Here is a 13,955-nt window from a genome sequence, read left to right as displayed (position 1 = left end):
TGTGTTATTCAATCTACCTTCTTAATTATTTACCAACTTATTATGGTCGAAATAAATAATATAGAGGAAATTTGGTGGCAGAAGGTTTAATACATTCTCCGAATTGTGTGCTTCTTGTGAGTGTTAATAACACACGTGTCGCGGTCGACATCGGGGGAACGTTTACCGACCTGGTCGCCGTCCACGACGGATCGTTATCGCTCGAGAAGGCTTCGACGACGCCAGCGAACTACGCTGATGGTGTCGTCGATGCACTCTCGATGAGCGACCTATCGCTGCCTGACATCGAACAGTTCGTCCATGGCACGACCGTAGTGATCAACGCCATTACGGAGCGTGACGGTGAGCCCTGTGCGCTCATCATGACCGATGGATTTCGCGATGTCCTCGATATCACCCGGGCGAATAGACCGGACATGTTTAACTTTCGGTATGAAAAACCGGAGCCGTTCGTCCCTCGACGCGACCGTTTCGAAGTCCGAGAGCGTGTCGACCAGGCCGGGAGCGTCCTCTCGACCCTCAAACCGGACGACGTTCGCGAGGCCGTCGACGAGATCCGCGACCGAGGGATCGAGACGATTGCCGTCGCGTACCTCAACGCGTACGCGAATCCGGAACACGAACGTCGAACACGAGAGATCATCGCCGAAGAATTTCCGGACGCCTACGTCACGCTTTCTCATGAACTCACGGAGGAGTATCGGGAGTACGAACGCACCAACACTGCGGTGTTGAACTCCTACGTCCAGCCGATTGCCGATAACTATCTAACAGTCCTCGAGTCCCACCTCGACGAACACGGCGTCGACGGGAACCGGTACGTAATGAAGAGCAACGCCGGCACGAGCAGTTTCGATCAGGCCCGACAGAGCCCAATTGAGATGATCGAAAGCGGTCCAGTTGGGGGTGTCTTCGGTGCCGCTCGAGTTGGCGAGCGCGTTGGCGAGCCCGACGTGATCAGCTTCGACATGGGCGGGACTACCGCGAAGACGTCGCTCGTCGAGGACGGCGAAGTCGATATCAACACCGAATACTGGCTTGAGAGCTCCGCTCGCGAGGAGGGGTATCCGGTCCAGATTCCGGTGGTTGATATCGTCGAAATCGGTGCCGGCGGCGGCTCGATCGCGTGGATCGACAAGGGTGACTCGATTAACGTCGGTCCTAGGAGTGCAGGCGCGGATCCAGGGCCGGCCTGCTACGGTCGCGGCGGCTCCGAACCAACGGTCACAGACGCGAACCTCGTTACCGGGCGGCTCAATCCGGAGTACTTTCTTGGTGGCGAGATGAAACTCGAGGTCGATCAGGCCGAGTCAGCCCTCGAGTCCGTCGCCGACACCTTCGGGACGAGCGTCCGCGAGGCTGCCCACGGCATTCTCCGGGTCGTCAACTCGAACATGGCACACGCCCTGAAGCAGGTGAGCCTCCGACGCGGGTACGACCCCCGTCAGTTCGCTCTCGTCGCCAGCGGCGGCGCGGGCGGGCTCCACGCGGCCACGCTCGGGCGTGAACTGGGCGTCAAAGAGACGATCGTCCCCCGTGCACCGGGCCAGTTCTCAGCGTGGGGCATGCTGTTGACGGATCTGCGTCGGGATTACGTCCGGACGTTCGTCCGGCCGTTCGAAGCCTCTGCGGCCGGAACGGTCGACGACGCCTTCGCGACAATGGCCGATCGTGCCCGCGAGGCGTTCGCCGCGGAAGGCGTCTTGGCCGACGAGATCACCATCGAACGTAGCGTCGACCTCCGGTACGACGGCCAGGAACACACGGTACAGACGCCGATCCAGGCCGAGCGCGCACGGCTCACCGCCGACGCGATCGAGGAAACGATCGAGCGGTTCCACCGGCTTCACAAGCAGGCGTACAACTTCCGACTCGAGGATCCCGTCGAGATGGTGAACCTCCGGCTCACTGCGACGGCGGACGTGCCGAAACCGACCATCGATGTCCTCGATCGTGGTGGACAGCCGTCGGACGCACGGAGAGACGTTCGGCTTGTCGACTTCGGCGCGGAAGGGAGCCACGAGACGCGGATCTACGACCGATCGTCGCTGCCGACCGAGTCGAGCTTCGACGGGCCGGCGATTGCCGAGGAACCGGCGTGTACGACGCTCATCCACCCGAATCAGACGTGTCGCATCGACGAGTACGGAAACCTCCGAATCAGCCAGCAATGAGCACCCAAATTGAATCTGACCTCAATCCGTTCACGCGGGAGGTCATCACGAACGCGCTCCAGAGCGCAGCCGAAGAGTCGTTTATCAACCTCGGGCGGACGGCCAAATCGAGCGTGATCTACGAGACGCTCGACTACGCCTGCGGGTTGATCGATACCGACGGGAAGGTCGTTGCACAGGCTAACGGCGTGCCGGGTTTTCTTGGAACGCTGAAGTTCTGCGTCGAGGATACGATTGAGAAGTACGGACTCGACGGGTTCTATCCCGGCGACGTCATCCTCCTCAACGACTACCACGGCGGCACCCACCTCAACGACGTCGCGATGGTCGCACCGGTGTTCGTTGACGACGAAATCGTCATGTTCGCCGCGTCGAAGGCCCACTGGACGGATATCGGCGGCAAGGATCCTGGCTCGTGGACGACCGACGCCACGAGCGTGTTCCAGGAGGGGATCCAGTACCCGATGGTCAAACTCTACGAGGAGGGGAAACTCAACCACGCCGTTCGCGACATTGTCAAGGCGAACACACGGATGCCGGAGATGACCCTCGGCGATATGCAGGCCCAAGAGGCGTCGATGGAAGTCGCCGTTGAACGGGTCCAGGACATTGCCGACAGGTACGGGATTCACACCCTCGAGCGGGCCGTCGACGAGTGGCTCGCTTACGGCGAACAACTCGTCCTCGACGAGATCGAAACGCTCCCTAACGGGACATATCATGCCGAAGATTTCCTCGACGACGACGGCATTACCGATGATCCCGTGTATGTCACCGTCGAAGTGACGATCACTGATGATACGGTGCGGTTCGACTACACGGGGACCGATCCCGAGACCGAGGGTCCGATCAACTCACCGTACGCTGCGTCCGTCAGCGACGCCAGGGCTCTGTTTCAGGCGATCACGCTGCCGGAGGCACCGACCAATGGCGGGTTCTTCGAACCGCTCGAGTTAGTCATTCCTGAGAAGACGGTGTTGAACGCGACAAAGCCAGCACCAATTGGGACCGACTGGGAGTCGTCGGCGATGGCGGCGGATCTTCCCTGGAAGGCGCTCGCTCTACATCTCCCGGAGAAGCTGTCCGCGGGACACTTCACGAGCGTCTGTGCAACGATCGTCGGCGGCACGGACGACCGGACCGACGACGACTTCCTCGTTATCGAGCCACAACCCGGCGGGTGGGGTGCCTGTCGGGACCGCGACGGGGCCGACGTGCTCGTCTGCAGCGGCGACGGGGACACCCTCGAAATGCCGGTCGAAGTGATGGAGACGCGGTTTCCCCTGCTGTTCGATCAGTTCACACTGGATACCCCGCAGGAAGCCGGCCATGGAGAGTTCCGCGGTGGAACCGGCCTCGTTCAGGACTACAAGGTCTACAACGAAAGCGGCGCATTCATCACCGCGTCGTTCGGCCGCTCGGAGTATCCGCCGTGGGGCGTTGGGGACGGTCAGGCTGGAGACGGCAACTACATCGATATCGTAAAAAACGATGGGACGACCGAGCGTCACCGGAAACTGACCAACTACGAACTCGAGGACGGCGAAGTCGCCCGTCTTGTCACGAGCGCCGGCGGCGGCTGGGGGACCCCTCTCGAGCGGGATCCCGAACGAGTCCTTGAGGACTACCGTAACGAGTATGTCACGAGCGAGACCGCCGAGGCAGTGTACGGCGTTGTCGTCACCGACGATGGGAAACTCGATACAGAAGCGACCGAACAGCGACGGCGACAACTAATAGCGGAATCAGCCACTATCGAACTATGAGCACAAATCCAACCCGAATCAGGTGGATCGATCCGGTCGGTCACGATGATTTCAGCGACGACATCGAAGCGCTGTTGAACGAAACGAAACGTGAGAAGACGGAGGTCGAGGTTGTGAATCTCGATCGCGGCCCCCATCACGTCGAGTATCACTACTACGAATCGCTGGTGCTACCGGACGTCCTCCATCACGTCAAGGAAGCCGAAAACGATGGCGTCGACGCCACCGTCGTCGGCTGTTTTTACGATCTCGGACTCGAGGAGGCCCGCGAGGTCTCCGAATCGATGCCAGTGATGGGGCCGGCACAGGCTACGACACACCTCGCGTCGACGATGGGGGATACGTTCTCGGTGATCGTCGGCCGACGAAAGTGGATTCCACAGATGCGCTCGACGATCGCAAGATATGGGTTCGACGACCGCCTGGCATCGTTTTGTCCCGTTGATCTGGGCGTACTTGATTTTCAGGCTGACCCTGAGCAAACGCGAGAGCGGCTCACAGAGGCCGCACGGGGTGCGATCGAGGAAGATCACGCCGAAATCATTATCCTCGGTTGTACTGCCGAATACGGCTTCCACGAAACGCTTCAGGACGAACTCGGCGTTCCTGTTCTCGACGCTGTTGTCGCCCCGTTCAAATTCGCCGAACTTCAGGCGGAACTGGCTTCACTCGGCTGGTCACACAGTAAGATCGGCGGATATGAATCGCCTCGTCCGGAAGAGATTTACGATTGGGACGTCCCCCAGGACTTCTCGACCCGAGGTGTCTGGGACGGCTCGCCGTCCGGGTACTAGCAATCACGTTTTGAACTAATTCGTTCACGCTTTGTGGAGTATATATTCTATAAGGGGCTAATTCGGGCATCGATGATGACGTTATGCGAAAGGTATATCTTTCTCGCCTCGGGTATCCATATCATGAGTCTCGATGACAAAGACCACATGACTACACACCAGATTGGGCGGCGACGGCTCCTACAGTGTGTCGGTGCTGGCGGACTGACCACCGTACTCGCAGGCTGTGCAGGCGAGGAGCCCGAAGGTCTCGATGACGAAGAGGGCGAAGAAGACGACTCGCTCGTATACGCGACGACGATCTCACCATCAACGATCGATCCGATGCGTGCATCGGATAACTTCGAGAATATTTACACTGTCAACGTCTATGATTCGTTGCTCAATTATACCGACGAATCGCCCCCGGAGCTGGCGCCGGGACTTGCGGAAGACTGGGAAGTAGGCGACGACGACCAGACCTACGAGTTCTTTTTGCGCAACGACGCGATGTTCCACAACGGCGATTCTGTGACCGCTGACGACGTCGTTTACTCGTTCGAACGGATGCTTGAGCTCCAGGATGGGCTTTCCTGGATGTGGACGGATACAATTGGAACCGACAGCGTCACTGCCGCGGACGAAACCACTGTCGAAATCGAAACCGAACGGACGTTCGCGCCATTCCTTTTTACGCTCCCGTACCTACCGATCGTCAACGAATCAGAACTTGACGCTAATGATGAGGACTGGCTCGAGCAAAACGACGCCGGAAGCGGCCCATACGAACTCGTCGAACACGAGCGTGAAGAACGGCTCGTTCTGCAGCGTTTTGACGACTGGTGGGGCGAGTGGCCCAGCGACGATCTCTTCGATGAAGTCGTCCTCGAGATCGTTCCGGAAGAGGGGACGGTCACGGGAATGATGAGCAACGAGTCTGCAGACATCACCGATGAGTGGTTGTCAGTCGAATCTTACGAGGAATTGGCAAGTCTCGATCACGTGTTTGTCAGCGACGAGGTCACGTTCTCTCCACTGTACGTCTTCATGCATACCCAACGCGAGCCTCTGGACGACGTGAACGTCCGAAAGGCGATTTCCTATGCTGTCGATTACCAGCAGATCGTCGACGACATTCTACTCGGGAATGCCGATCAAATGCAGGGGCCGCTCCCCTCGGAAATGTGGGGACACAATGATGACGTAATCCAGTACGAACAGGACCTCGATCGCGCCCAGGAGTATCTCGATGATTCCACCTACGACGCCGAGGACATCGAACTAACCTACACTTACGTAACCGATCTAACAGTGACCGAGAACATCGGGCTGTTGCTTCAGACGAACCTCAACGAGCTTGGCATCAATCTCGAACTCGAAGGTGCGCCGTGGACTCGCATCACGGATATGGTAACAAGTCAGGACACGACTTCAGATATGCACGCAATATACCTCTCGTTTTCCTACGTCGATCCGGACACGTTCCTCTACCCCGCGTGGCACTCGAGTTCACACGGCAGCTGGGAGAGTCCGGCCTGGTACGAGAACGAAGAGGTCGATCAGCTACTGGACGACGCGCGGACGGAAATCGATGTCGACCAACGAACTGAGTACTACCACGAGGCCCAAGAGATCATTGCTGACGACACACCGGCTCTGTTCGTCGTCAATGAGGCAGAGCTGTACGGGGTTAACGAACGAGTCGGTGGATACGTTGATAACGGTCTCGTCGGATACTCGAAGGCATTCTGGCGCCTCTACGACGAGAGCTAATCGAACATTTCACGCGATATTACTTCAACACTATATGGGATTCAAAAGCTACGTAATACGACGGACACTTGCCGGCATTCCCGTTTTCATTGGACTCTCAATCCTCATCTTCACGCTGGCGCGTGTGCTCCCAGGCGATCCGGCGCGGCTCGCGCTCGGCCCACGAGCCTCGGGCGACGCCGTTCAGTCGCTCCGGGATGAGATGGGACTCGACGATCCGGTTGTCATTCAGTATTTCGATTACATGGCCGGGTTGCTGCAGGGAGATATGGGTATTTCGCTTACCACAAACCGAAATACCGCGGCAGATCTCATCTACTTCTTCCCGGCGACGTTCGAGCTGATTACGGTTGGGATGCTCATCGCCATCGCTATCGGGGTTCCGCTCGGTATTATCGCCGGCAGAAACAAAGATGAGGTCGAGGACAACGCCAGTCGACTGTTCGCGTTCTTTGGTGTTTCGATGCCCGCCTTCTGGGCGGCGATCTTGCTCCAGCTCGTCTTCGCATTCCATCTGGGGCTGCTCCCGGCGACCGGACGAATCGGCGTAGAAGCACCACCTCGGTTGACCGGGATGATGCTCGTCGATAGCCTGATCGCGATGGACTTCCGCGCGTTCCGGAGCGCAATTGTCCACCTCGCACTGCCTGCGTTTACGCTCGCGCTCGCACCGATGGCCGACATTGCTAGGATGACCCGCTCAAGTTTTATTGAAGAGTTGAACAAGGACTACGTCCACGCGTTGCATTCTTCGGGCATTCCCGGAAAACTCATCGCCTACAAATACGTCCTGAAATCGTCGTTCGCGGCGACGTTGACGATCATCGCACTCGACTATGGCTTTCTCATTGGGTCGGCGTTTCTCATTGAAATCGTCTTCGCTTGGCCGGGAATGGCCCGCTACGGCGTCAACGCCATTTTAGCAAACGATATCAACGCGATCGTCGGCGTAACGCTGGTTGTAGGCGTCGTATTCATTCTTGCGAACCTGATAGTCGATATTCTCTATGGCTACTTCGATCCGCGGGTCAGGTACGGAGGTGACAGCGAATGAGTACGAGCAAGCTCGAGAGCTGGTACAACTCTGAGGCAATGGAGAATCGCAAGGAGAGCACCCGCCGGATCGCATATCGGTTCCGGCAGAACCCGCTGTCACTGGTGGGGCTTGGAATCATTGTTGGACTCGTTTTTGTTGCGATCTTCGCGCCGTACATCGCCCGACACCCACAGGATGCCGGTTACATGGGTGAACCTGCGGTCGACTTCGCAAACCGATTCGCTGAACCGAGTCTTGCGCATCCGTTTGGGACGGATCAGTCCGGAAGAGACATTCTCTCACGAGTTATATTTGGGACACGGTACTCACTCGCGCTCGGACTGTTCGTCCTCACGTTCGCGATCGGTATCGGCGTTCCGGTTGGGCTCGTCGCCGGATACGTCGGTGGGTTCACCGGGCAGGTGCTTATGCGAATCACCGATATCTTCTTGTCAGTTCCGCCGCTCGTGCTCGCACTCGCGGTGGCGGTACCGCTCCAGCCGAGCCTTCGAAACGCGATGATCGCCATCGCCGTTGTCTGGTGGCCGTGGTACGCCAGACTGGTCTATGGCGAGGTGATCTCGGTTCGCGAAGAGCAGTTCGTCGAAGCCAGCCGCGGCATCGGCGCAAGCCGACTCCGAATTATGTTCCGGGAAATTCTCCCCAACGTATTGGCACCGATCACGGTCAAATTCAGCCTCGACATGGGCTATGCCATCCTGATTGGAGCCAGCCTCGGCTTCCTCGGTCTCGGTGCCCAACCGCCCACGCCTGAGTGGGGGACGATGATCGCCGAAGGACGCGCCTATCTCCCCGCCCAGTGGTGGTACTCGACATTCCCCGGCGTAGCGATCTTCATCGCCGTTCTCGGGTTTAATTTGCTCGGTGACGGGCTTCGTGACGTCCTCGACGTGGAGGTAGACTAAAATGAGTATGACTGATCCAATCCTCGAACTTCGCGATCTCGAAGTTCATTTCAATACGTTTGACGGCCGCGCTCGTGTCATTAACGACATCGATATCACCGTCAATGAGGGCGAAACCGTCGCCATCGTTGGCGAATCCGGCTGTGGAAAAAGCGTCACGGCGGAAACGATCATGGGGATGCTCCCTCAACCACCTGGCGAGATTATCGACGGCGAACTATACTACAAGGGTGAGGAGCTCCTTGGCGATCAGACGGCTCACGAACGGGTCAAAAGCGAGTCGATGGGAATGATCTTTCAGGACCCGATGACGAGTCTTTCGCCGGTGTTTACCGTTGGCGAGATGATGCGCGACGTCCTGACCTATCAGGGTAAAACGAACGTCGGCTGGCTCGAGATCGTTCGCAATGTGCTGGGTCGACGCGACACAGACAAAGCGGCGATGCATGATCGAAGCGTTGAATTGCTTGACCAACTCCAGATTCCGGATCCGGAAAGCGCTCTCGGTCGGTATCCGATCGAGCTCTCCGGCGGGATGCGCCAGCGAATCCTGATCGCGATGGCGATGCTCAGTGAACCTGAATTTCTCATTGCGGACGAACCAACGACAGCGCTCGACGTCACGGTCCAGGATCAAATCCTCGGTCTGTTGACCGAACAAATCGAACGAGAGAATCTTTCGATGCTGTACATCACACACAACCTTGGCGTCGCCCGCCGGATCGCCGACCGAATCTACGTCATGTACGCCGGCGAGATCGCCGAGGTTGGCACTCGAGACGAGATCCTTGACGAGCCGTTACACCCCTACAGCCAGGGTCTCGTCGACAGCGTACCGAAGCTCACTGAGTTCAATCGTGACGGGATCGAGGGGGTTCTCCCCGACTACACTGATCCGCCGTCGGGCTGTCGGTTCCACCCGCGCTGTCCGGCTGCCATGGCCGGTACGTGCGACGTCGAACGGCCGCCACGATACGAACTGTCGTCGGGACAGGAAGTCGCCTGTCACCTCTACGAAGATGGTCTGTCTCGAGAGGAAGCGATCGAAATTGCAAATGAGGAGATCGAGTACAACGGCGAGGTGGCATTTGAGCATCGGCCGACCTCGGACCCACCCCAGAACCAGTTGAGCGTGGAGAGTGGAGGTGCTGGGACAACGGCTCCGATCGACGCACAGGCGTCTCGTGCCACGGAGGATACCGATGAGTAGTGGTCATTCCAGGACTGACGAAACTGATAGCATCGACGGCACCGACGAATCGCTTCTCACGGTTCGGGACCTCGAGAAGTACTATCCAATTACGGGTGGGCTGCTCAAGAAACAGGTCGGCGAGGTGAAAGCCGTTGACGGCGTCTCCTTTGATGTCAAACGCGGGGAAACGTTTGCCATCGTCGGCGAGTCTGGCTGTGGCAAGACGACCCTTGGCAAGACGATTGCTCGGCTCCACGCGCCGACCGGGGGATCGATCACATTCGACGGACGAGACATTTCGGACCTGTCCGAGAGGAATCTCAAGCCAGTTCGACGCGAAATTCAGGTTGTCTATCAGGATCCGACGTCGTCGCTAAATCCGCGAAAGCGGATCAAAGACATCGTCGCCGAGCCGCTGATTGTCCACAATATTGGTACGAAAGCCGAGCGACGAGAACGCGTCGCGGAACTGCTCGGACGCGTCGACTTGCCGGAGGACTTTCTGTATCGGTACCCGAACGAGCTTTCCGGCGGCCAGAAACAGCGAGTTGCGATCGCTCGTGCCCTGACCCTTAACCCATCCTTGCTCGTTCTCGACGAACCGACGAGCGCGCTGGACGTGAGCGTCCAAGCCAAGGTAATCGCGCTTCTTGAGGAATTACAGGAAGAACGCAACCTCTCGTATCTCATGATCACACACGATCTGAGTCTCACGAAGAACATTGCCGACCGCATCGGCGTAATGTATCTAGGAAAACTCATGGAGAAAGCACCTGCGGAGACGCTGTTTGATGCCCCGCAAAACCCGTACACTGAACAGTTACTATCGGCGATTCCGATCGTCGAGGAGTCGGAAGCAGCGTTCAAGCCGGAGAGGATTTCGATCCGTGGCGAGACGCCCGATCCGTCTGATCCGCCCTCCGGTTGTCCGTTTCACCCGAGATGTCATCGAGCCGTTGATGAGTGTTCTCAAGTCGAACCCAAGTTAGTTGACGTCGGCACTGATCACGTCAGCCGCTGTCTCCTTCACGACGAAGACAAGTTGGAGATCTGACTATCGGCTAGTTCATCCCTATCGATCAGCTCGACTAGTACAGACGGTTCGACCAATTTAGTGACCTCGTGCTCTGATGCTCTATTGCTCAAGGTGAGATAACTGTCTACTAACATCGATTACCCTCTGTAAGACGACAGAAGGACCGGTAGAGAGCGACCCGACTCGGTTGTCAGTCCCTATTGTCTTTGATTTCGCTGTGCCAGGCTTTGTGTGTCTTGGTCACTGGCGTTACCTCGAAGTCCTTGACGATATCATGTTGCATGAGGTGGGTTACGTACGTCTTGACCTCCTGTAAGGACCCATGCCAGACGCGAACGAGAATATCCGACTGACCTAGGTATTCGTCCACCTCGTATACGAGTTCCTGCTCGATGAGAAAGCTGATGAACTCGTCAACTGCGTCTCTCGTTGCGTCGGAACTAACTGTCACCCGGACGTCCGCGTAACTAAGTTCGGCTTCCTGAAGGACCAGCACGCCGATAATCTTAATCATGTTCTCTTCTTGCAATTTCTTTCGCCGACGGCGAACGGCCGTTCGCGAGAGATTGACCCGCTCGCCGAGTTCCGTATCGGAGATGCGGCCGTCTTCGTTCAGAATGCGGTAGATCTTGTAATCGGTTTCATCGAGATGGTTCGAAACTAAATCTCCGATGTGAGCGTCATCGAGCGCTCCCTTCTCGCTACTCTCTTCGGTCAAATGATCCGGCATATACGGTAGCTATTATAATTCTCGCTAACTTAAGTCCCCCTGAGTATGGCGTTGCTACCTCGCGTCGGCTTTTGCAAATTTCCGGCGTTACCTTTCGGTATCGGTGACTTGAGCCACTGGATAGCGGACGGACTATTCTGGTATGATGGGTTGGAGAAGCAGGCAGTATATTTGCGTGAGCAGAAACAGGACTTTACTATATTTTGGATGGCTACCACGTGGTTAGTCCTAGGAGTACCCCGAGATGACATGTAGCCGGTACTACTGAGCCCTGACAGCGAACGGCTGTATACATGGGAACGCACTCCGTTCATTCCTCCATTAGTGTGACCGATGGCGACGAAAAGACCGATCCCGATGAGGACCCTGGCGATCATGGCACCCAGACACAGACTCGCCAAGCGACGAGTCCCGCAACGCGCTTAAAACGGATTTGTGCGCTCCCCGAACACGTCGCCAATCGCGAGCTCACGACAAATCAGAAACGTGCTCGCTTCATCGCTCGCGACGTGCGTGACTACGCCGAGAAAGCGCCTGCTGGGCTCGTGTTGAACAGTCGGACGATTACGAAGGTCATCACGGCCGTCGAAGGTTCGAAGCCCCATATACAAACTGTGGCCCATATCATGGATTTCCTTGAGAAGCTCGGAAAAGACGACGTCGAGCAAACGAAACGGCGCGGGAAGAAGCTCGTCGTGGTTGACGAGGAAGCAGCCGACCGATATCATGATCGTTGTGATGGGGATATCGAGCAAACCCCTGCAGAGAGCGTGATGTCCTAACAACGGGACGAGAGGAAAGAACATAGCTCGCGACAACCACCCCGGGCACGCCCTCCTAGTGACAACTACGAACAGCCTACCCTGGTGTAGTAGTGGTGGAGGGAGTAGATACGATTTTGCTGGTTCTACCTCCGGACGCATATCACATTACAGTACGATTGGCTGCTCCTCAGATGATAGTGTCAAATATTGTCATTATTGAATGTATTTACACTCGTTCTACCAAGATATAGTGGAATAGAAATAGATCACATTCGAACTTCGGCACCTTCTCGACCACGCGCCCCAATTCGACTTTCTAATGCGAAAAAGAATAGATTCACCACTGTTGCAATAGCTACGAGAACAATGATAATTGCTAAGATTCGATCAATTTGGACACCACCTATAAACTCTACTAAAGAATGACCTAGACCAGCACGAGCAGCAAACATTTCACCTAAAACTACCCCTAGGAATGTGAGGTTAAATCCAAGTCTAAGTCCAATGATGAGTCCAGGTAGGATTGAAGGGACAGTAATATGGCGAAATTGCTGCCATCGAGAGAGACGCAACGATTTTCCCACTTTGGTGTGTTCTTCTTTAATAACATCCATTGAGCGCATAGTGAGAATAGCAATCGGGAATACTCCGTGGAACCACCCGAATGCGATAATAGCATCCATCCCTAGGGCAAAAATGAACAGAAAGAGTGGATACAGAGTAACCTTCGGGATTGCGTAAACACCTAAAACGATCGGTTCAAATACATCCTTCATAAAGTCGTTTACACCAAGGAACACTCCGGCCCAAACACCAACAATCACAGCTAGTATATACGCAATAATAACCTCGATAAGCGTAATCTGGAGTCCTTCAGTCATCCAGCCTGTCTGGAACCCCTCAACCATTGCATTGAACGACTCTGCTGGACTAGCCAAGGCAAACTGTCCGGTCACCATTGATAGCAACTGCCATAGTAGAAGAATCACAACGGGTACAGCAAGTTGACCGGCGAATATGACGTCTTCTCGATCGATGTACTGGGAAGTACTAATGCTCATGTTTGAACCCTCCTGTAGAGACGATTCTCAATAGATGCTAACACTGCATTAACGAATAAAGCTAGTAAAATAACTAACAACATTGCTGCGAACATTCCTTGAACGTCAAAATTGTTGTAATTGTATGAAATTAACCAACCTAATCCATTCTCGGCAAGGATAAATTCGCTTGCAATCGTCCCAATCAAGGCGTAGATGAATCCTAGTTTTAGTCCTGTGAAAACATATGGAACTGCTGCAGGAAAGTAGACGTGTTGGAGTAACTGCCGCGAATTAAGGTTCATATCTTTACCTGCCTTAACATATACTTCTGGAATTTCATCAAGTCCGGATGCAGTATTAGTGATTATAATAACAACACTAAATCCCCATGCAATGGTCAGAATTGGCATAATCCCGATTCCCATAATACTGATCAAAAGAGGGTAGAAAGCAAAGAAAGGAATTGCATAGTAAATTAGCAAATATGGATCCATAATTTCTTTCAGTGTACTAATTCGCCATAGTAAGATTCCGATTGGAAGGCCAGTAAGAATAGCAAGCAAGAAAGCACCAAACACTGCGGTGAAGGTCTGGATAATATGGGGAGTCAGTACACCTGCGAACAACAGGTCAAGCAGCTCGCTAACCATCTCGCTCAGCGGAATTAGCGTCGTGGGATCAACTAGGCCATACTGTGGTGCAAACTCAATAAATGCGAGAATTGATCCGATGACTAGGATTT

12 protein-coding genes are annotated in these 13,955 nt (G+C 55.5%); 9 read left to right on the top strand and 3 right to left on the bottom strand.

Translation table 11 applies throughout. The annotated features are described in order from the left end of the window. Nucleotides 1–116 precede the first annotated feature (116 nt). The 8 genes from EAO80_RS04440 (at nucleotide 117) to EAO80_RS04405 (ending at nucleotide 10,694) form a co-directional block, all read left to right on the top strand. The gene (locus EAO80_RS04440) at nucleotides 117–2,174 is read left to right on the top strand and encodes a hydantoinase/oxoprolinase family protein (protein WP_122088725.1); all 2,058 of its coding nucleotides are present in this window, start codon (nucleotides 117–119) and stop codon (nucleotides 2,172–2,174) included. Next, complete coding sequence (locus EAO80_RS04435) at nucleotides 2,171–3,940, top strand: hydantoinase B/oxoprolinase family protein (protein ID WP_122088724.1); 1,770 nt, start codon at nucleotides 2,171–2,173, stop codon at nucleotides 3,938–3,940. Before EAO80_RS04440 ends, EAO80_RS04435 begins: the two co-directional genes overlap by 4 nt. Next, the gene (locus EAO80_RS04430; protein ID WP_122088723.1) at nucleotides 3,937–4,734 is read left to right on the top strand and encodes an aspartate/glutamate racemase family protein; all 798 of its coding nucleotides are present in this window, start codon (nucleotides 3,937–3,939) and stop codon (nucleotides 4,732–4,734) included. The genes EAO80_RS04435 and EAO80_RS04430 overlap by 4 nt, the downstream gene beginning before the upstream one ends. A gap of 123 nt (nucleotides 4,735–4,857) precedes the next feature. Next, nucleotides 4,858–6,486, top strand: a complete 1,629-nt coding sequence (locus EAO80_RS04425) for an ABC transporter substrate-binding protein (RefSeq protein WP_211330636.1) — start codon at nucleotides 4,858–4,860, stop codon at nucleotides 6,484–6,486. 34 nt (nucleotides 6,487–6,520) lie between these two features. Continuing rightward, on the top strand, nucleotides 6,521–7,540 hold the full coding sequence (locus EAO80_RS04420) for an ABC transporter permease (protein WP_122088722.1): 1,020 nt from the start codon (nucleotides 6,521–6,523) through the stop codon (nucleotides 7,538–7,540). Beyond that, nucleotides 7,537–8,448, top strand: coding sequence for an ABC transporter permease (locus EAO80_RS04415; RefSeq protein WP_211330635.1), 912 nt, complete (start codon nucleotides 7,537–7,539; stop codon nucleotides 8,446–8,448). The genes EAO80_RS04420 and EAO80_RS04415 overlap by 4 nt, the downstream gene beginning before the upstream one ends. A 7-nt stretch (nucleotides 8,449–8,455) precedes the next feature. Beyond that, nucleotides 8,456–9,658: an ABC transporter ATP-binding protein gene (locus EAO80_RS04410; protein WP_122088762.1), complete on the top strand. Its 1,203-nt coding sequence runs from the start codon at nucleotides 8,456–8,458 to the stop codon at nucleotides 9,656–9,658. Continuing rightward, complete coding sequence (locus EAO80_RS04405) at nucleotides 9,651–10,694, top strand: ABC transporter ATP-binding protein (RefSeq protein ID WP_122088721.1); 1,044 nt, start codon at nucleotides 9,651–9,653, stop codon at nucleotides 10,692–10,694. The genes EAO80_RS04410 and EAO80_RS04405 overlap by 8 nt, the downstream gene beginning before the upstream one ends. A gap of 172 nt (nucleotides 10,695–10,866) precedes the next feature. Here EAO80_RS04405 and EAO80_RS04400 read toward each other — a convergent pair whose 3' ends face one another. Further along, nucleotides 10,867–11,394 carry an Lrp/AsnC family transcriptional regulator gene (locus EAO80_RS04400; RefSeq protein WP_245998446.1) on the bottom strand — a complete coding sequence of 176 codons (528 nt, stop codon included), beginning with the start codon at nucleotides 11,392–11,394 and terminating at the stop codon, nucleotides 10,867–10,869. A gap of 338 nt (nucleotides 11,395–11,732) precedes the next feature. Here EAO80_RS04400 and EAO80_RS20200 point away from each other — a divergent pair, with 338 nt between their 5' ends. Further along, nucleotides 11,733–12,188, top strand: a complete 456-nt coding sequence (locus tag EAO80_RS20200) for a hypothetical protein (RefSeq protein ID WP_245998445.1) — start codon at nucleotides 11,733–11,735, stop codon at nucleotides 12,186–12,188. Nucleotides 12,189–12,436: 248 nt separating this feature from the next. Here the strand turns inward: EAO80_RS20200 and EAO80_RS04380 are convergent, their stop codons facing one another. Next, a complete protein-coding gene (locus tag EAO80_RS04380; RefSeq protein ID WP_122088718.1) occupies nucleotides 12,437–13,231 on the bottom strand; it encodes an ABC transporter permease in 795 nt (264 codons plus the stop codon). Beyond that, nucleotides 13,228–13,863, bottom strand: coding sequence for an ABC transporter permease (locus tag EAO80_RS04375; protein ID WP_162993881.1), 636 nt, complete (start codon nucleotides 13,861–13,863; stop codon nucleotides 13,228–13,230). Before EAO80_RS04375 ends, EAO80_RS04380 begins: the two co-directional genes overlap by 4 nt. Nucleotides 13,864–13,955: the final 92 nt, after the last annotated feature.

It is taken from the genome of Halalkalicoccus subterraneus, from assembly GCF_003697815.1.
GTDB lineage: Archaea > Halobacteriota > Halobacteria > Halobacteriales > Halalkalicoccaceae > Halalkalicoccus > Halalkalicoccus subterraneus.
The sequence above is the reverse complement of the archived record's forward strand: the minus strand, read 5'-3'. Positions and strand labels throughout refer to the sequence as shown.